The organism is Streptomyces sp. NPDC093089 (assembly GCF_044754405.1).
Taxonomy (GTDB): Bacteria; Actinomycetota; Actinomycetes; order Streptomycetales; family Streptomycetaceae; genus Streptomyces.
Map to the genome: position 1 here is coordinate 67,913 of NZ_JBIVPA010000021.1, position 18,829 is coordinate 86,741.

17 protein-coding genes and 2 pseudogenes are annotated in these 18,829 nt (G+C 70.2%); 14 read left to right on the forward strand and 5 right to left on the reverse strand.

Annotated elements, in window-relative coordinates:
* Positions 1–14: 14 nt before the first annotated feature.
* Genes ACIQFX_RS35750 through ACIQFX_RS35795 form a run of 10 tightly spaced genes read left to right on the forward strand, consistent with a single transcriptional unit; the run spans position 15 to position 11,539 of the window.
* Positions 15–908, forward strand: coding sequence for a diiron oxygenase (locus ACIQFX_RS35750; protein WP_402471993.1), 894 nt, complete (start codon positions 15–17; stop codon positions 906–908).
* 51 nt (positions 909–959) lie between these two features.
* A complete protein-coding gene (locus ACIQFX_RS35755) occupies positions 960–1,859 on the forward strand; it encodes a hypothetical protein (protein WP_402471996.1) in 900 nt (299 codons plus the stop codon).
* 1 nt (position 1,860) lies between these two features.
* The gene (gene acpS / locus ACIQFX_RS35760) at positions 1,861–2,328 is read left to right on the forward strand and encodes a holo-ACP synthase (protein ID WP_402471997.1); all 468 of its coding nucleotides are present in this window, start codon (positions 1,861–1,863) and stop codon (positions 2,326–2,328) included.
* 12 nt (positions 2,329–2,340) lie between these two features.
* Positions 2,341–2,592, forward strand: a complete 252-nt coding sequence (locus ACIQFX_RS35765) for a phosphopantetheine-binding protein (protein ID WP_399701026.1) — start codon at positions 2,341–2,343, stop codon at positions 2,590–2,592.
* Positions 2,589–3,797: a methionine adenosyltransferase gene (gene metK / locus ACIQFX_RS35770; protein WP_402472001.1), complete on the forward strand. Its 1,209-nt coding sequence runs from the start codon at positions 2,589–2,591 to the stop codon at positions 3,795–3,797. The genes ACIQFX_RS35765 and metK overlap by 4 nt, the downstream gene beginning before the upstream one ends.
* 3 nt (positions 3,798–3,800) lie before the next feature.
* Entirely contained in the window at positions 3,801–4,784 is a 984-nt protein-coding gene (locus ACIQFX_RS35775; RefSeq protein WP_402472004.1) for a carbohydrate kinase family protein, read from the forward strand.
* Entirely contained in the window at positions 4,781–8,251 is a 3,471-nt protein-coding gene (gene metH, locus ACIQFX_RS35780; RefSeq protein WP_402472006.1) for a methionine synthase, read from the forward strand. The genes ACIQFX_RS35775 and metH overlap by 4 nt, the downstream gene beginning before the upstream one ends.
* On the forward strand, positions 8,248–9,288 hold the full coding sequence (gene metF / locus ACIQFX_RS35785; RefSeq protein ID WP_402472007.1) for a methylenetetrahydrofolate reductase [NAD(P)H]: 1,041 nt from the start codon (positions 8,248–8,250) through the stop codon (positions 9,286–9,288). The genes metH and metF overlap by 4 nt, the downstream gene beginning before the upstream one ends.
* Complete coding sequence (gene ahcY, locus ACIQFX_RS35790; protein WP_402472009.1) at positions 9,281–10,750, forward strand: adenosylhomocysteinase; 1,470 nt, start codon at positions 9,281–9,283, stop codon at positions 10,748–10,750. Before metF ends, ahcY begins: the two co-directional genes overlap by 8 nt.
* A gap of 6 nt (positions 10,751–10,756) precedes the next feature.
* Positions 10,757–11,539: a maleylpyruvate isomerase family mycothiol-dependent enzyme gene (locus ACIQFX_RS35795; protein ID WP_402472012.1), complete on the forward strand. Its 783-nt coding sequence runs from the start codon at positions 10,757–10,759 to the stop codon at positions 11,537–11,539.
* Positions 11,540–11,672: 133 nt separating this feature from the next.
* Here the strand turns inward: ACIQFX_RS35795 and ACIQFX_RS35800 are convergent, their stop codons facing one another.
* Together ACIQFX_RS35800 and ACIQFX_RS35805 are read right to left on the reverse strand one after the other, a co-directional pair.
* Positions 11,673–12,488, reverse strand: a complete 816-nt coding sequence (locus ACIQFX_RS35800; RefSeq protein WP_402472016.1) for a DUF4232 domain-containing protein — start codon at positions 12,486–12,488, stop codon at positions 11,673–11,675.
* A 123-nt stretch (positions 12,489–12,611) separates the two neighbouring features.
* Positions 12,612–13,076 (reverse strand): hypothetical protein, encoded by a 465-nt coding sequence (locus tag ACIQFX_RS35805; protein WP_402472018.1) that lies wholly within the window; start codon positions 13,074–13,076, stop codon positions 12,612–12,614.
* A gap of 968 nt (positions 13,077–14,044) precedes the next feature.
* Between ACIQFX_RS35805 and ACIQFX_RS35810 the strand changes: the two genes are divergently transcribed.
* Positions 14,045–14,665 (forward strand): hypothetical protein, encoded by a 621-nt coding sequence (locus ACIQFX_RS35810; protein WP_402472020.1) that lies wholly within the window; start codon positions 14,045–14,047, stop codon positions 14,663–14,665.
* A gap of 215 nt (positions 14,666–14,880) precedes the next feature.
* Positions 14,881–15,492 carry a hypothetical protein gene (locus ACIQFX_RS35815; protein WP_402472021.1) on the forward strand — a complete coding sequence of 204 codons (612 nt, stop codon included), beginning with the start codon at positions 14,881–14,883 and terminating at the stop codon, positions 15,490–15,492.
* 85 nt (positions 15,493–15,577) lie between these two features.
* Here ACIQFX_RS35815 and ACIQFX_RS35820 read toward each other — a convergent pair whose 3' ends face one another.
* Complete coding sequence (locus ACIQFX_RS35820; protein ID WP_402472023.1) at positions 15,578–16,006, reverse strand: DUF6086 family protein; 429 nt, start codon at positions 16,004–16,006, stop codon at positions 15,578–15,580.
* 73 nt (positions 16,007–16,079) lie between these two features.
* A pseudogene (locus tag ACIQFX_RS35825) lies at positions 16,080–16,524 on the reverse strand (transposase family protein); the annotation flags it as partial.
* A 140-nt stretch (positions 16,525–16,664) separates the two neighbouring features.
* Here ACIQFX_RS35825 and ACIQFX_RS35830 point away from each other — a divergent pair.
* A pseudogene (locus ACIQFX_RS35830) lies at positions 16,665–16,919 on the forward strand (transposase); the annotation flags it as partial.
* A 280-nt stretch (positions 16,920–17,199) separates the two neighbouring features.
* Positions 17,200–18,113, forward strand: a protein-coding gene (locus ACIQFX_RS35835) for an IS5 family transposase (protein ID WP_402472139.1) whose coding sequence is annotated in 2 segments (ribosomal slippage) — positions 17,200–17,554 and positions 17,554–18,113 — 915 coding nt in all. Because the reading frame shifts where the segments join, the coding sequence is not laid out codon by codon here.
* Here ACIQFX_RS35835 and ACIQFX_RS35840 read toward each other — a convergent pair.
* Entirely contained in the window at positions 18,065–18,811 is a 747-nt protein-coding gene (locus ACIQFX_RS35840) for a hypothetical protein (RefSeq protein WP_402472142.1), read from the reverse strand. The genes ACIQFX_RS35835 and ACIQFX_RS35840 overlap by 49 nt on opposite strands.
* Between the last annotated feature and the right edge of the window lie 18 nt (positions 18,812–18,829).

The following is an 18,829-nucleotide window of genomic DNA, read 5'->3' on the forward strand; positions in this document are numbered from 1 at the left end:
AGGAGTCGTCCACCATGGGCATCGCCGCCCCCCTTCCCGTGACCGACCGGTTCATGGAGGTCCTCGCGCGTCTCAGCGAGCGCTCGGTCGAGGACTACTACAACCCGTACCAGACCTTCCAGTGGCCCGAGACGCTGGAGGAGAACCGTTTCTGGATGACACCGGAGCTGCTCACCGTCCACGGCACCGAGCACTACGACGCCCTCGGCGAGGAAACGCTTCAGCGCCTGTCGAAGTGGGAGTCCGTCAACTTCTACAGCCTCAACGTCCACGGCATCCGCGAACTCCTCATCGAGGTCGTCGGCCGCATCCACATGCCCGGCTTCGAGGTCCCCTCCGACTTCTTCCACCACTTCATCGGCGAGGAGAACGAACACATGTGGTTCTTCTCGGAGTTCTGCCGCCGCTACGGCAACAAGATCTACGGCTCCACCGCGATGCGCGCCGACGCGGCCTGGGAGCCCGAGGTCGAGAACTTCCTCGTCTTCACCCGCATCCTCTTCTTCGAGGAGCTCGTCGACCACTACAACTCCCGGATGGCGAAGGACGACACCCTCTGCCACACCATCCGCGAGGTCAACCGGATCCACCACCAGGACGAGTCCCGCCACATCGCCTTCGGCCGCGAGCTGGTCTCCCTCCTCCACACCCGGATGTGCCAGGCGGTCAGCGCCGAACGGGTCCGCGAGGTGGAGGCCTACCTCAAGCGGTACGTCGTCTACAGCGTCAACTCCCTCTACAACCCGCACGTCTACCGCGACGCCGGCATCGCCGACCCGCTCGCCCTGCGCAACGCGCTCGTCGCCGACCCGGCCCGCCGCCCGCACGAGCGCAAGGCCATCCGCAAGCCGCTCGCCTTCTTCCTGAAGACCGGGATCTTCTCCGACGACACCCTGCCCGTCGTCTGACCCGCCCGGTCCGCCCGGCCCGAGACCTCCCACCCGAGAGGTGCAGAGACCATGACCGTGACGACCCCCGCGACCGTCGGGGAAGCCCGGGGGCAGGCGAGGGGCCTGCCCTCGCTCGGCCCCGAGGGGACCCGCCTGCTGCGGCTCCTCGACGACACCTTCGAACGCTGGGGCGTGACCGCGGGCGCCCGCCCGATGACCATGCCCCCGCTGCTCCCCGCCGCCGACCTGGCCCGCCTCGACTACTACGACAACTTCCCCCACCAGGCCGTCGTCGCCGCCCCGCTCGACCTGGAGCGCCGCGCGACCACGCCCTTCTCCCCGGACACCGGCTGCTTCCCGAGCGACGCCCTCGAACCGGCCGCGCTCGGACTGCCCTCGGCGTCCTGCTACGCCGTCTACCTCGACCACCAGGGCCGACGGGTCGCCGACGACACCCTCGTCACGATCTGCTCCTGGTGCTTCCGCAAGGAGACCCACTACGAGGGCATGCGGCGCCAACTCGGCTTCCGCATGCGCGAGATCGTCGCCATCGGCGCCCGCGACCACGCCGAGGCGCACCTCGCGGACTTCACCGCCCGCATCCACGCCTTCGCCGACGCCCTCGACCTGCCGCTGCGCAAGGAGGCCGCCTGCGACCCCTTCTTCGACAAGGGCGGCTCCAAGGCGGTCCTCCAGCGCCTCACCCCGGTCAAGTACGAGTTCCTGTACGAGGACCTGGCCATCGCCTCGGTCAACACGCACCGGAACTTCTTCGGCGACCGCTGCGGCATCACCCTGGAATCGACCGGCGGCCCCGCCTTCACCAGCTGCGTCGCCTTCGGCCTGGAGCGATGGCTGTCCGCACTCACCCGGCGCCACGGCAGCTGGGAGTCCGCCACCCAGGCGGTGCTCGACGCGAACGCCCGCACGCGGGCCGATGCGAGTGGCACGGCCGGGCCGGTGATCTGACGTGCCGGCCCGTCCCGCCGCCCCGCCGGCGGGCGGCCTGGGGTGGGCGAACCTCGGCATGGACATCGTGTCCGTCAACCGTGTCCGCAGGCTCCTCGCCCAGTACGGGGAGCGGTTCTTCGAGCGGATGCTCACCCCCGGCGAGCTCGCCGACTGCCGTACGTCCTCCGGTCTCGACGTCCTGAGCCTGTGCGGGCGGATCGCGGCCAAGGAGGCGGCCTTCAAGACCCTGCGCGTCCGAGGCAGGTTCCTGCCCTGGCCGGACATCGTCGTGCGGCGCTCCGAGGGCGGCTGGCCGCTCGTGGAGCTCCACCGGGCGGCCGCCGAGATGGCCGCCGCGTCCGGCATCACCGAGATCACCGTGTCCATCAGCCACGACGTGGACTACGCGGTCGCGGTGGCCGCCCCGATCGTCGCCGCGACACCCCCGCCCGCGCCCCTCACCCCTTCCGTATCCAGCAGCAGCTAAAGGAGAGCAACCATGGCCGACGGCCTGCAGACGGTGAAGAACTGGATCCTGGAGCGTCACCCCGAGCGCGACGACATCGCGTCCGACCTCGACCTGATCGAGAACCGGCTCATCGACTCGCTGTCCTTCGTCGAGTTCGTCTTCCTCCTGGAGCAGGAGAGCGGCACCGCCATCCAGATGGAGACCCTGGAGGTCGACTCCATCCGCACCCTCGGTGCCATCGAGCAGCACTTCTTCAAGGCCCCGGTGGAGGTCCAGGCATGAGCCGCCGCCTCTTCACCTCGGAGTCCGTGACCGAGGGCCACCCCGACAAGATCGCCGACCGGATCAGCGACACCATCCTCGACGCCCTGCTCGCCGAGGACCCCTCCTCGCGCGTGGCGGTCGAGACCCTGATCACCACGGGCCTCGTCCACATCGCCGGCGAGGTCACCACGACGGCGTACGCGCCGATCGCGAAGCTGGTGCGCGAGGCCGTCCTCGACATCGGCTACGACTCCTCCGCGAAGGGCTTCGACGGCGCCTCCTGCGGCGTCTCGGTGTCCATCGGCGCCCAGTCGCCGGACATCGCCCAGGGCGTCGACACGGCGTACGAGTCCCGCGTCGAGGGCGCGGGCGACGCGCTCGACGCGCAGGGCGCCGGCGACCAGGGCCTGATGTTCGGCTACGCCTGCGACGACACGGCCGAGCTGATGCCGCTGCCGATCGCCCTGGCCCACCGGCTGTCCCGCCGCCTCACCGAGGTCCGCAAGGACGGCACCGTGCCGTACCTGCGCCCCGACGGCAAGACGCAGGTCACCATCGAGTACGACGGCGACCGCCCGGTCCGCCTCGACACGGTCGTCGTCTCCTCGCAGCACGCCGCCGACATCTCCGTCGAGGGCCTGCTCACCCCGGACGTCCGCGAGTACGTCGTCGAGCACGTCCTCAAGGAGCTCGTCGAGGAGGGCGTCAGCCTGGAGTCCGACGGCTACCGGCTCCTGGTCAACCCCACCGGCCGCTTCGAGGTCGGCGGCCCGATGGGCGACGCCGGACTCACCGGCCGGAAGATCATCATCGACACGTACGGCGGGATGGCCCGGCACGGCGGCGGCGCCTTCTCCGGCAAGGACCCGTCGAAGGTGGACCGCTCGGCCGCCTACGCCATGCGCTGGGTCGCGAAGAACGTCGTCGCGGCCGGCCTCGCCCGCCGCTGCGAGGTCCAGGTCGCCTACGCCATCGGCAAGGCCGAGCCCGTCGGCCTCTTCGTCGAGACCTTCGGCACCGGCACCCTCCCGGACGAACGCATCCAGGAAGCCGTCAGCGCCGTCTTCGACCTGCGTCCCGCCGCGATCATCCGCGACCTGGACCTCAAGCGGCCCATCTACGCGGCGACGGCGGCCTACGGCCACTTCGGCCGCGAACTCCCCGAGTTCACCTGGGAGCGCACGGACCGCGTGGAGGCCCTGGAGAAGGCAGCGGGGGTCTGACCCATGCGTATCGCTGTCACGGGATCCATCGCGACCGACCATCTGATGACCTTCCCCGGCTGGTTCAGCGAGCAGCTCCTCGCCGACCGGCTCGACCGGGTCTCCCTGTCGTTCCTCGCCGACAACCTGGAGGTCAGGCGCGGCGGAGTGGCAGCGAACATCGCCTTCGGCCTCGGCGTCCTCGGCCTGCGCCCCGCCCTCGTGGGCGCGGTCGGCGCCGACTTCGAGCCCTACCGCGTCTGGCTGAAGGACCACGGCGTGGACACCGACTCGGTGCGCGTCAGCGAGTCGCTCCACACCGCCCGCTTCGTCTGTACCACCGACCGGGCCCAGAACCAGATCGCCACCTTCTACGCGGGGGCGATGGCCGAGGCGCGCGAGATCGACCTGCGGGAGGTCGTCGCGCGCACCGGCCGCCTGGAACTGGTCCTGGTCTCCCCGGACGACCCCCAGGCCATGCTCCGGCACACCCGCACCTGCCGTGACCTGGGCATCCCCTTCGCCGCCGACCCGTCCCAGCAGCTGGCACGGCTCGACGGGGGAGAGGTGCGGGAACTGGTGGACGGGGCGCGGTTCCTCTTCACCAACGAGTACGAGACGGCCCTCCTCCTGGAGAAGTCCGGCTGGACGGAGGCCGACGTCCTGCGCCGGGTCACCACCTGGGTCACCACCCACGGCGAGGCGGGCGTCCGCATCCGCGGCGAGGCCCGCCCCACCCTCGCCGTGCCGGCGGTGGAGGTCCCCGCCGTCGTCGACCCGACCGGCGTCGGCGACGCCTTCCGGTCCGGGTTCCTCGCCGGCACGCTGTGGGGCGTCCCGGAGCGGTGCGCGGCCCAGCTGGGCTGCGCGGTCGCCGCGACCGTCCTCGACTACGTCGGGACGCAGGAGTACCGGCTGCACCGGGACTCCCTCCTCGACCGGATCAGGACGACGTACGGCGTCGGCTGCACGGCCACCCTCGTCACCCACCTGAGGGGGCTGTCATGAGCGCCGCCCGCCGCTCCCTCAGGGAGGAGCTCGCCACCCGGGTCGTCGTCGCCGACGGCGCCATGGGCACCATGCTCCAGGCCGCCGACCCGAGCCTCGACGACTTCCGGAACCTGGAGGGCTGCAACGAGATCCTCAACCTCACCCGCCCCGACATCGTCGCCTCCGTCCACGACGCCTACTTCTCCGTCGGCGTCGACTGCGTCGAGACCAACACCTTCGGGGCCAACCTGGCGGCTCTCGCCGAGTACGGCATCGAGAACCAGGTGTACGAGCTCTCCGAGGCCGGCGCCCGGATCGCCCGCACCACCGCCGACGCCCACACGGCCGCCGACGGCCGCCCCCGCTGGGTCCTCGGCTCCATGGGCCCCGGCACCAAACTCCCCACCCTCGGCCACGTCACGTACGAACCCCTCCGCGACGCCTTCCGGCAGAACGCGGAAGGCCTGATCCGCGGCGGCGCCGACGCCCTCCTCATCGAGACCTCGCAGGACCTGCTCCAGACCAAGGCCGCCGTCATCGGCGCCCGCCGCGCCCTCGACTGGGTCGGCGTCGACCTGCCCGTCATCGTCCAGGTCACCGTCGAGACCACCGGCACCATGCTCCTCGGCTCCGAGATCGGCGCCGCGCTCACCGCCCTGGAACCGCTCGGCATCGACATGATCGGCCTCAACTGCGCCACGGGCCCCGCCGAGATGGCCGAGCACCTGCGGTACCTGTCCCGGCACGCCCGCGTCCCGATCTCCGTCATGCCGAACGCCGGCCTGCCCGTCCTCACCTCCGACGGCGCCCACTACCCCCTGTCGCCGACCGAACTCGCCGACGCCCAGGAGGCGTTCGTACGCGACCACGGGCCCGCCCTGGTCGGCGGCTGCTGCGGTACGACCCCGGAGCACCTGCGGGAGATCGTGGAGCGGGTGCGGGGCGCCGCGGTCCTCGACCGCCGACCCGCGCCCGAACCCGGCGCCTCCTCCCTCTACAGCCACGTGCCGTTCCGCCAGGACACCTCGTACATGGCGATCGGCGAGCGCACCAACGCGAACGGCTCCAAGAAGTTCCGCGAGGCCATGCTCGAAGGCCGCTGGGACGACTGCGTCGAGATGGCCCGCGACCAGATCCGCGAAGGCGCGCACATGCTCGACCTGTGCGTCGACTACGTCGGCCGCGACGGCACCGCCGACATGGCGGAACTCGCCGGCCGCTTCGCGACCGCCTCCACCCTCCCCCTCGTCCTCGACTCCACCGAGGTCGACGTCCTGCGCGCCGGCCTGGAGAAGCTCGGCGGCCGCGCCGTCATCAACTCCGTCAACTACGAGGACGGCGACGGCCCCGACTCCCGCTTCGCCCAGGTCACCGCCCTCGCCCAGGAGCACGGCGCGGCCCTGATGGCGCTGACCATCGACGAGCGGGGCCAGGCCCGCACGGCCGAGCACAAGGTCGCCGTCGCCGAGCGGCTCATCGGCGACCTCACCGGCAACTGGGGGATCCGCGAGTCGGACATCCTGATCGACACGCTCACCTTCACGATCTGCACCGGCCAGGAGGAGTCCCGCAAGGACGGCATCGCGACGATCGAGGCCATCCGCGAGCTGAAGCGCCGCCACCCCGACGTCCAGACGACCCTGGGCCTGTCCAACATCTCCTTCGGCCTCAATCCGGCCGCCCGCATCGTCCTGAACTCCGTCTTCCTCGACGAGTGCGTCAAGGCCGGCCTCGACTCGGCGATCGTGCACGCCTCGAAGATCCTGCCGATCGCCCGACTCGAACCCGAGCAGGTCCAGGTCGCCCTCGACCTCATCCACGACCGGCGCGCCGACGGCTACGACCCGCTCCAGCGCTTCCTGGAGATCTTCGAGGGCGCCACGGCCACGTCCCTCAGGGCCGGCAAGGCCGAGGAGCTCCTCGCCCTGCCCCTCGACGAGCGCCTCAAGCGCCGCATCGTCGACGGCGAGAAGAACGGCCTCGAAGCCGACCTGGACTCCGCGCTCGCCCTCCGCCCCGCCCTGGAGATCGTCAACGACATCCTCCTCGACGGCATGAAGGTGGTCGGCGAGCTGTTCGGCTCCGGCCAGATGCAGCTGCCGTTCGTGCTCCAGTCCGCCGAGGTCATGAAGACGGCCGTGGCCCACCTCGAACCCCACATGGAGAAGTCCGACGCGGAGGGCAAGGGCACGATCGTCCTCGCCACCGTCCGCGGCGACGTCCACGACATCGGCAAGAACCTCGTCGACATCATCCTCTCCAACAACGGCTACAACGTCGTCAACATCGGCATCAAGCAGCCCGTCTCCGCGATCCTGGAAGCCGCCGAGGAGTACTCCGCCGACGTCATCGGCATGTCCGGCCTCCTCGTGAAGTCCACCGTGATCATGAAGGAGAACCTGGAGGAACTGAACGGCCGCGGACTGGCCGCCACGTACCCCGTCATCCTCGGCGGCGCCGCCCTGACCAGGGCATACGTGGAGCAGGACCTCCACGAGATCTACCAGGGCGAGGTCCGCTACGCCCGCGACGCCTTCGAGGGCCTGCGCCTCATGGACGCCCTCATGGGCGTCAAACGAGGCGTCCCCGGCGCCGCGCTCCCGCCCCTCAAACAGCGCCGCGTACCCCGCCGCGACACCCCGGCGACCGAGGTCCGCGAGCCCGAACCGGCCGGGCGCTCCGACGTCGCCGCCGACAACCCCGTACCCGAACCCCCCTTCCTCGGGACCCGGGTCGTCAAGGACATCCCCCTCGCCGCGTACGCCCCCTGGCTCGACGAGACCGCCCTCTTCAAGGGCCAGTGGGGCCTCAAGGACGCCGCGACCATCGATACCGAGGGCCGACCGCGCCTCCGCGCCCTGCTCGACCGCGTCGAACGCGAGGGCCTCGTCGAAGCGGCCGTCGTCCACGGCTGGTTCCCCTGCGTCTCCAAGGGCGACGACCTCATCGTCCTCGACGAGGACGGAGGCGAGCGCACCCGCTTCTCCTTCCCCCGCCAACAGCGGGGCCGCCGCCTCTGCCTGGCCGACTTCCACCGCGCCGAGGACTCCGGAGAGGTCGACGCCGTCGCCCTCCAGATCGTCACCGTCGGCTCCCGCATCGGCGAGGAGACCGCCCGCCTCTTCGCCGCCGACGCCTACCGCGACTACCTCGAACTCCACGGCCTCTCCGTCCAACTCGCCGAAGCCCTCGCCGAGTACTGGCACGCCCGCGTCCGCGCCGACTGGGGCATCGCCGGCGCCTCCGAGCCCGCCTCCCTCGACGGCATGCTCCGCACCGAGTACCAGGGCTGCCGCTACTCCCTCGGCTACCCCGCCTGCCCCGACCTGGAGGACCGCGCGAAGATCGCCGCACTCCTCCGCCCCGAACGCATCGGCGTCACCCTCTCGGAGGAGTACCAGCTCCACCCCGAGCAGTCGACGGACGCGATCGTCGTCCACCACCCCGAGGCGAGCTACTTCAACGCGGGAGGCAGACGCCTGTGAACCCCGTACACCCCACGTACCCGGCGGGCCCGGCCGGCCTCACGCACCCGACCGGCCTGGCCGGCCCCGCCGACCCCACCGGTGCCGGCAACCCCGCCGACCCCACCGGTGCCGGCAACCCCGCCGACCTCACCGGTGCCGGCAACCCCGCCGACCCCACCGGTGCCGGCAACCCCGCCGACCCCACCTTCTCCTTCGAGTTCTTCCCGCCGAAGACCGACCGTGGCGAACAGGCACTCTGGGACGCCATCCGCCGCGTCGAGGCGCTCCGGCCGGACTTCGTCTCCGTGACGTACGGCGCCGGCGGCTCGTCCCGCGACCGCACCATCGACGTCACCCAGCGGATCGTCACCGAGACCACCCTCCGCCCCGTCGCCCACCTCACCGCCGTCGGCCACTCCGTCGCCGAACTCCGCGCCATCATCGGCGCCTACGCGGACGCCGGCGTCCGCGACGTCCTCGTCCTGCGCGGCGACCCCCCGGGCGACCCGCGCGGACCCTGGACACCGCACCCCGACGGCTTCACGTACGCGCACGAACTCGTCGCGCTCGTCCGCTCCCTGGGCGACTTCAGGATCGGCGTGGCCGCCTTCCCCGAAGGCCACCCCCGGTCCGCGACCCCCTCCGCCGACCTCGCGCACTTCGTCGCGAAGTGCCGGGCCGGCGCCGACTACGCCATCACGCAGATGTTCTTCGACCCCGAGGACTACCTGCGGCTCCGGGACCGGGTCGCCGCCGCCGGCTGCGACACCCCGATCATCCCGGAGATCATGCCCGCCACCGACGTACGCCAGATCCGGCGCTTCGCCGAACTCAGCGACGCCGCCTTCCCCGAGGACCTCGCCCACCGCCTCGAAGCGGCCAAGGACGACCCGGCCACCGCGTACCGCATCGGCGTCGAGCACGCGACCGCGATGGGCCTGCGCCTGCTCGACGAGGGCGCCCCCGGCCTGCACTACATCACCCTCAACAAGTCGACGGCGGCCCTCGAAATCCACCGCACCATCCTCAGCGCAAGGAGCGTTGTCCATGTCTGACGTCACCACCGGCTCCACCGCCACCACCGGCTCCACCGCCACTACCGGCTCCACCGGCTCCACCGACTTCACCGACTTCAAGGTCGCGGACATCTCCCTCGCCGCCTTCGGCCGCAAGGAGATCACCCTCGCCGAGCACGAGATGCCCGGCCTGATGTCGATCCGCCGCGAGTACGCCGCCGCGCAGCCCCTCGCCGGCGCCCGCATCACCGGCTCCCTGCACATGACCGTGCAGACCGCCGTCCTCATCGAGACCCTCGTCGCCCTCGGCGCCCGGGTCCGCTGGGTGTCCTGCAACATCTACTCGACCCAGGACCACGCCGCCGCCGCGATCGCCGCCGCCGGCATCCCCGTCTTCGCCTGGAAGGGCGAGACCCTGGAGGAGTACTGGTGGTGCACCGAGCAGGCCCTCACCTGGCCCGGCGCCGACGGCCCGAACATGATCCTCGACGACGGTGGTGACGCCACCCTCCTCGTCCACAAGGGCGTCGAGTACCAGAAGGCCGGCGCCGTCCCCGACCCCTCCACCGCCGACAACGACGAGTTCCGGGTCATCCTGGAGCTGCTCCGCGGCACCACCCTCGACTGGACCACGATCGCCGCCTCGATCCGCGGCGTCACCGAGGAGACCACGACGGGCGTCCACCGCCTCTACGAGATGCACCGCGAAGGCGCGCTCCTCTTCCCGGCGATCAACGTGAACGACGCCGTGACGAAGTCGAAGTTCGACAACAAGTACGGCTGCCGCCACTCCCTCATCGACGGCATCAACCGCGCCACCGACGTCCTCATCGGCGGCAAGACCGCCGTCGTCTGCGGCTACGGCGACGTCGGCAAGGGATCGGCGGAGTCGCTGCGCGGCCAGGGCGCCCGTGTCGTCGTCACCGAGATCGACCCCATCTGCGCCCTCCAGGCCGCGATGGACGGCTACCAGGTCGCGACCCTCGACGACGTGGTGGAGACGGCCGACATCTTCATCACCACGACCGGCAACAAGGACATCATCATGGCGTCCGACATCGCCCGCATGAAGCACCAGGCCATCGTCGGCAACATCGGCCACTTCGACAACGAGATCGACATGGCCGGCCTCGCGCAGATCCCCGGCATCGTGAAGGACGAGGTCAAGCCGCAGGTCCACACCTGGACGTTCGACGACGGCAAGGTCGTCATCGTCCTCTCGGAAGGCCGCCTCCTCAACCTCGGCAACGCCACCGGCCACCCCTCCTTCGTCATGTCGAACTCCTTCGCCGACCAGACCCTCGCCCAGATCGAACTCTTCACGAAGCCGGAGCAGTACCCGGTGGGCGTGTACACGCTGCCGAAGCACCTGGACGAGAAGGTCGCCCGCCTCCACCTCGACGCCCTCGGCGTCCGCCTCACGACCCTCCGCCCCGAGCAGGCTTCGTACATCGGCGTCCCGGTCGACGGCCCGTACAAGCCCGACCACTACCGCTACTGAGGACGCATGTGTACCGACTGCCCCCAGGACGTACGTGACCCCTGGCTCCCCGACCGGCTCCTCACGACCGAACGGGACCTCCTCATGCCCCTCCTCCGGCGCACCCCGGAGGAGTCGTACGCCCTCCGCACCGCCTGCCCCGGCTGGACCGCCCGCCAAGTCCTCGCCCACTGCGCGGCCGCCCTCGTCCGCATCGTCGAGGACCGCCTCGAAGAAGGCGTCTTCCTCCCGGAGGCCAACGCCCGCGACGTCGCCGAACGCGACCACTGGCCCGTCCCCCGCATCCTCGACGAACTCGAACGCGGCCTCACCGAAGCCGGCCCCGTCATCGCCCGACGCGACGACGACCGCCTCGACGCCGTCGCCCTCGGCGAATGGGTCCACGCCGGCGACATCCGCGAAGCCTTCTCCGAACCCGGCGCCTACTCCGGCCCCTCCCTCCCCCTCGCCCTCTCCCTCCTGGCCCCCACCACCCGCCGCCGCGACACCCCCCACCTCCTCGCCACCCTCACCGCCCCTGCCACCGAGGTGCCCCCCGGCTCCGCTTCCGGCCCTGGCTTCGGGGCGGCCCCCGGCTCGGCTTCCGGTCCCGCCGCCGGGGCGGCCCGCGGTGCCGTTTCCGGCCCTGTCGCCAAGGTGGCTCTCGGCACCCACATACGCGGCCGCCCCACCGCCCACTTCCACGGCGACGCCGCCACCCTCATCCGCATCTACTCCGGCCGCCCCCTCACCCGCACCCGCTACCACCTCACCGGCGCCACCGAACAGGAACTCCTCATCTACCGCTGAACGTTGGCTGCGGGCTGCGGGCTGCGGGCTGCGGGCTGCGGGCTGCGGGCTGCGGGCTGCGGGCTGCGGGCTTGCGGCCTGCGGGCCCGTCGGGCTCACCTCATGATCCATTGGCGGATGCGCGGTTACGTGGTCACCTCGACGTGATGGCGCGGAGGGCGAAGCCGGAGGCGGTGGTCCAGTAGGTGACGAGCTGGCCGTCGTCGGCGTGGAGCTTGGCGACGGGGAGGGGGACGTCGACGGGGGAGCCGACGCGGGTGCCGGGCTGGGGGCCCTGGAGGGTGAGGGAGAGGCTCCGGGCCTCGTACTCGTCGCGGTGGCCGCCGGAGACGAGGAGGGCGGCGTAGCCCTCGCGGCCGGGGGCGAGGGTGACGGGCTTGCCGGGGTCGGGGTCGGTGTCCTTGATGACCGGGGTGTCGGCCTGGGAGTCGGCGCCGAGGCGGACGTGGGGGTAGCGGTAGAGGTTGCACTGCTTGTCGCTGACGTTCTGGACGGTGAGGAGCAGGTGGCGGTGCTCCTTGCTGTCCGGGGGCTCCAGTTCGGAGGAGACGGCGAGCTGTTCCTGGGTGCAGGTGGGGATGGTGGAGGCCCCGCCGTCGTTCCCGCTGCCACCCTTCCCCTTCCCCTTCCCGCTGCCGCCCGTCGTCGCGCCCGGCTTCGCCGGCGACGTCTCGGTCGGCGTACCGGCACTCGGCGAGGCTCCGCCGTCGGTCGGCTTCGCCGACGGCGTGCCGCCCGGTGCCGACGGGCCGGTCGCGCTCGGCCGTGCCGTTCCCGTACCGGACCCCGGGCCCTTGCCCTGCCCCGAACCGTTGCCCGCCCCCTGGCACGCCGTCGACGTCAGCAACGCGGCGACGACGACGGCCCCGACGGCATACGGCTTCCAGCCCCTGACCGCCCTGGCCTCCGTGTGCGCCCGCCCCGTCCTCCGACTGACCGAAGTCCTCATGATCTCTCCCCCCGTGGCCGGCCCCGCGAGGCCGCTGGCTCCGCTGTCGCCGGCGACCTGAGTCCGCTCGGCGACCGGATTCTGCTCGGCGAGCGTCCTCAGGAAGCTTGCGGGGCCTGTCTGTTACCCAGCCAGTGCAGGGAGGAGTTGGTTCCGCCTGCACTCGCCGCACAGGGTCTGCCCTTCCTCACCCCGGAAGAGCATCGGCTGGGTGTGCCCGTCTCCCGCGCACTCCCGCGCTCCCTCCAGCCGAGCCGACAGCCGTTGCCCGACGGGCGCCGACACGGATGCGGGCGCGGACTCGGGCGCGGATTCGGTCTCCGGCATCGGATCCCGGGGCGGTACGTCCCTCAGCAGGTACCTCACCAGACCCCCGGGCCGGTGTACGGGCGTCCCGGCGCCCGGCAGACAGCGCAGGACGTGTGTGTGGACGTCGGCGGGGGCGTACCCGGCGTCGAGCCAGCGGGCGGCGAGGCGGGCGAGTTCGTTGCGCATGCCGGGCGGAATGTGCCGGAGGGAGGGAGAGAGGAGGTGGAGTACGCCGACGAGGGCGCGGGCGTCTTCGAGGCGGGTGCTGTCGGGTGTCACGGCGGGTTCACCTGTCACGGCGGGTTCACCCGCCCCGTCGGCCTCACCCGCCTCGCTCGCCCTGTCTGAGCCGTCCAACCCGTCCAACTCTCCTGCCCCACCTGCCCCACCTGCCCCACCTGCTCCGCCCGCCCCCGCACCCGGAAGGTTGGAGGTGTTTCCCCCCAGGTCTTTCTTTGGATGACCGTCGGTTGACGGGGGCGTCGGTGAACCGACCGCCGGTTCACCGGCCTTCGGATCACCGACGGCCGGATCTCCGGGACTCGGTGCGACCTGCGGCGACACGTGTTCGCCGCAGCCGGGCAGTGGTGTCCGGCCGAGGAACTTCGCGGCCTGCGCGGGGGTCAACGGCGTGCTGGAGACGAGCTGTTTCGTGATCCAGTGGCCGCTGGCGTTCTGCACCCGCCGCTCGTGGACGAACCCCTCCTCCATCAGTTGTCGCTTCGCGCGCCCGAAGGCACATGCCCCGATCCGGGCACGTTCGGCGGTTCGCGACAGGGATTCGCGGGCGCCTTTGGGGAGGGAAAGCTGCCAGGTCAGGAGCCGCACGGCGTTGGAGCTGAGCCGGGGATGCCGGATGAGCTCGTGCGAGAGCTGGGTGAAGGCGCGCGAGGGCGAGCTAAAGTGCCGGTAGATCACGGTGGACTCTTATTCCACTAGTGGTTCAGGCCCTCGCCGATGGGTGCGAACCATCGACGGGGGCCGTTTTGCGTGAACCTACATCACCGAGAGTGTCCAGCTCGACGCGCCGAGCGAATAACCCTCTTCCGGGTGATGCGCCCGTGCCGAGCGTGCGTCAGGGGCGACGCGCACGCAGAAGCACCACATTGACGACCAGTCACTGAGGCGCATGCCAGGCGGTGTTGGGTTCCCTGGCGGCGAATGTGGGCATCGAACATCATCCCCCCGATCGCGGGGGAGGCGTGGAGCGGGGGGAGACGCGAGTGTCTGAGTCGAGGCCGGCGTGGGTGGTGTTCGCGAGCCTGGGGGTGACGGCTCTGAGTCTCGTCGTGGGCTTGCTGGCTTGGCTGTTTCCCGTATTCGACGGGGCGAAGTCGGACGCGCGGCGGGCGGGCGAATCGGCTACGGCCGGGACGGGTGACGGCGAGCCTTCCGGGGGTACGCCCCGGCCGGTGGAGCAGAAGGCGCCGACCTCGACGCCAACTTCGACCCCGCCCCCGACCTCGCCCTCGACGCTGACTCCGACTCCGACTCCGACGACGTCCGAAGAGGTTGACTCCCCGTCGGCGACGGCCGTCCCGCCGGCCCTCAGCGGACGGACTCCCGAGGGCTGGGCAGGGACGTGGCGCGGTTCCACCAGTGACGACGAGGAGCTGATCATCGTGAACCTGCGGGCGGGGCGGGAGGGCCAGGCGGTCGGCACGATCGATTGGCCCGTGTCGTCGTGCAAGGGGGAACTGACCCTGGTGGCCGGCATGACCGAGAAGCTGATCATCCACGAGGTCATCACCGAGGACCCGAAACAGACGTGCCGGTCCGAGGCGCAGATCGACTTCACGCTCAGGGGGTCCACCCTGCTCCTCGGCGGTTCGGAGTGGGGCAAGGAGGCCACTCTGCGGCGCGTGTGAAGCCGCCGGAACCCTCGGGGACGGGAGCGGCACTGTCACGCCCCGGTGCGGTAGGCCGCCTGGTTGCCCGGCTGCCTGGTCGTCCGGCTGCCTGGTCGCCCGGTCGCCCGGCGACGCCGGTGGGGTGTCCCCGGGCCGGTGCTTACACCCCTCGAAAGCCGATGTCGGTGGTGCTGGATACCTTGCATCCGACGATGCGCAGCGCTGGGGGAGACATGCCGTCTGAAGCAACCGTTCTTGCCGCACTCACTGCGGTGATGTCGCCACAGGACGGCGCCGATGAGCAGGTGGACTGGGATGCGATGCGACGGGCTTGGGGAATCGTTTTCCCCTCCGACTACATCGCCTTCATGGGCACGTACGGAGCTGGAGGCGTCGGCGACACACTGGGGGTCCTCACGCCCGAAGCGGGCACACAGCCGTCGGACGGCCCCGGATACGGAGGCATGGCCGGCGAGACGGCCACCATGCGGCAGATATGGGAGGTCGAAGGAGGGCCGGACGGGGTGGACGCCGACCCCACCCACGTCCTCGCATGGGGTGCCAGTTGCGGAGCCGACATTCTCGGCTGGCTCACCGTCGACGACGACCCCGACAAGTGGCCCGTGATCGTCTGGGAACGGCACGGCCGGCCCCACTGGAAGATCTACGACTGCGGAATGACGGAGTTCCTCCGGCGCCTGTTCACCAAGGGCTTCGACGAGTGCCCACTCAGCGACGCCTCCCTTTGGGGAGAATCCACTCCGCATTTCCTCCACTGGCGCGAGGAAGAACGACGCTGGGATTCCGGCATCGACCCCTACACAGGTGAACCCCTACACAGGTGAACCCCACTTGTACTCCGGCATGGAGTTCTACTGGGGCCTCCCGACACCTTGCCGATGACCGTGGCACCTCGTCGGCAGAGCAGGCTCAGCGCGGCATGAATCGGCCCAGCTCGCGTGACTTGTGCTGAAGGGCGGCCGCCCAAGCCGCCTCAGAGGAAACGGGGGCTGCCGGCACCTGAACATCCCTGAGGGCACCGTCTTCGGCGGAGCCTGCCGGCTGCCAGTTCACCTCGATGCCTGCCCTTTCCGCCAGGACCAGCGTCGTGGCGACGAAGCCCTCGGAGAGGGCGATCATGACTCTGTGAGTCGTTCTCCGGTGCCACGCGAGCAGGGTGTCGACGAACTCCTCGAACACGATGGGGTCGATCTGGCACTCGTCACCATCCATGGGACCGATGCCGGACGGTAGCCCCAGTTCCGCCTGGTAGAGGTCCACCTGACTCATGAACAGTCGGGAGGCCCCGTTGGACGGGTTCCACAGCGTCTCGTCGCCTATGTCGTAGTACTGGCTCAAGGCAACCCCTCCTCGTCGGCCACGCCGGTCGGCGTCGCGAGCGGCTGACACTACTGCCAATGAGCCGTTCTCGTCCTGAAGAGCTGCAGGTCAGCAGTGTGCGGACGGCCTGGACGGCGGTGCCGATGCGGCGGGTGGAGCATCTGGCTCGCCGGAGCAGCCGCCAGGACTTCAGCAGGGCGAAGGCGCGTCGCCCAGCCCGGTCAGGGCCTCGTGCAGGCTTGGTGTCCACGCTGCGAGGACGTCCAGGGTCTCGTCGACGTAGCGCCAGGCCGTGGCTGTCGAGCCGCCGAAGCCGGCTGCCAGGGTGGGCAGCGTCTCGTTCTTGCGCAGGTGCACCAACGCGAGCAGGGCCTGCTGGAAGCACCCCAGCTTCGGCCACCGCGAACGGCGTCCACACCTTCCGGCGTAGATGAGCCAGGAGACATGCTCGACGAGGTCGTACGGGACGTCGAGCATGGAAGGATACGGAACCAACAGGGCCCCTCGGTCGGCGGTGTGATGAGTGAGATCACCACGCCAACGACCAGGGGCCCTGACCTGTCACCACACCGGTTGACCAGGCCTTATAGCCCCTCAGGGGCAGGATGAAAGAGGTTCACTGACACCGAGACCAGGGCCTAGCAACGGCTAACACAATGAGGCGTACCGCTCCTGGGTGCCATGTCCGGGGCGGAAGTTGAGCGTTCTGTCCGCTGCGGGGACGTCACCGTGGATCGTGTCGGATGAGCTGTGGGATCTCCTGCAGTCGTTGCTGCCGCAGCGTGAGCGCAGGTTCCGGCATCCGGGCCGCAAGCCGTTGCCGGACAGGGATGTACTGTGCGGGATCTCGTACGTGTTGCACACCGGGATCCAGTGGGAGTACCTGCCTCAGGACCTCGGCTTCGACTCGGGCGTGACGTGCTGGCGACGGCCCTGCTCAAGGCATCGCCGCCCTACGTGTGGCACATCAGGCCGTACGAGTCCACAGGCAGGCCCACGACCGACTGAGCACCGCTTTAGGCGTTCGATCTGAAGCCCACGACGGCCGTCCTGCCCGCCGACACTGCTGCCGTACGAGGACGCTCGTGTGCGCGCCCGTACAGCCTCGTTGATGTCAGTCGTGGATGTCAGAGACTTTTTGATCCGTAGTTCTAGCGGGATCGGTCAGCGGTGGCCTACCGGCCGCTAGGCCGTTTCGTTTGGATCATCTGATCGTTGGTCTGGGCGTGCCGTTGACTGACGTGCAGTGGGCCCGGATTGAGCCGTTGTTGCCAGACCGGACGCCGCAGCGGGGTGGCCGGTGGCGGGATCACCGTGAGGTGATCGATGCGATCGCCTGGAAGTTCCAGACCGGATCGCAGTGGATCCACCTGCCCGAGAAGTACGGGAACTGGAGGGGCGTCTACAACAGGCTGCGGATGTGGGCCCTCGACGGCACCTGGGAGCGGGTGTTCACCGCGCTCATCGCGCAGGCCGATGCCGAGGAAGACCTCGGTTGGGCCGTCTCGGTCGACTCCACTGTCGTGCGTGCTCACCAGCACGCAGCCGGGGCCCGTAAAAAGGGGCCCCGGCCGGCGAGCCCGATGACAATGCCATCGGCCGGTCTCGCGGTGGACTGACCACGAAGATCCACCTCGCCTCTGATGCTCACTGTCGGCCACTGGCCTTCGTGCTCACCGCCGGACAGGCCGGTGACGCGCCCGTCTTCGCTCACGTCATGGCCCGCCTCCGCGTGCCACGGCAGCGAGGACGTGCCCGTACCAGGCCGGACGTAGTCCTGGCCGATAAGGCGTACTCCTCCCGCGCGATCCGCGAGCACCTGCGCAAGCGCGGAATCCGGGCGGTCATCCCCATTCCGGCCGATCAACGCGGTCACCGGCTGCGGCGCGGCAGCCAAGGCGGTAGGCCACCCGCCTTCGACCGCGAGGCGTACAAGCAGCGCAACACCGTCGAACGCTGCATCAACCGCCTGAAGCAGTGGCGGGGCATCGCCACCCGCTACGAGAAGACCGCAACCATCTACCTGGCCGGACTCTACGTCGCCAGCATCTTTCTTTGGTCTGCCAGGCCAACGGCTCAGGAGCAGGAGCGAAGCGCATCGTCCCAGGCACCAGGGCTGCGGTAGTGGTTCTTGTGCCCCGCGGCAAGTACGTGGCGCAGTTCGGCAAGGTGCTGGGTGTTCGTGGGGAGATCCAGCCGGCCGAGGAAGGTCAGTGCAGCAGTCGGCTCCAGGTCGCCGTAGACGTCGTGGAAGCTCGCCAAAAGGCCGCGGAAGACGGCCGAGTGCAGGGCAGGAAGGCGCATGGCGGTGCGGTACGTCAGCTCCTTCACCGTCCAGCGCACCGGTCCCGAACACTCCAGAACGCGACGGGCTCGGCGGAGCAGGGCCTCCGATCGCTCGGCCACCACCCGGTCGATGTCGTTACCGAGAACCTCGGCGAAGGCCGTCGCGGACGTGGCGTGATCCTCGAACCAGTCCACCCACAGCGAGTAGGTGACGGCCTCGGAGTCCCGGTCCGCCTCCAGTCGCTGACGGTAGCCGTCCCACAGCACGTCGGCCGGCAGGGGACCCTCCGCACTCTCGTTCGCGAACCGGATCTCGCACGTGACCCAGTACTCGTCGAGGAGGTCCAGCAACCCGAAAGCCAACCTCACCTGGCCGGCTGCATCCAGGTCTTCGGCGAACACATCACCGGCCCAGGAGTGCGCTACCTCGTTGGCGGTGAGCAACGCGTCCGGCTTCTCGTTGCTCACCCACCCGTCGCGCACCTGACTGACACCCTGATCAGCCAGCCAACGCCGCGCTGCCTCCTCGGCTCGCATCTCCACTCGGGAAGTATT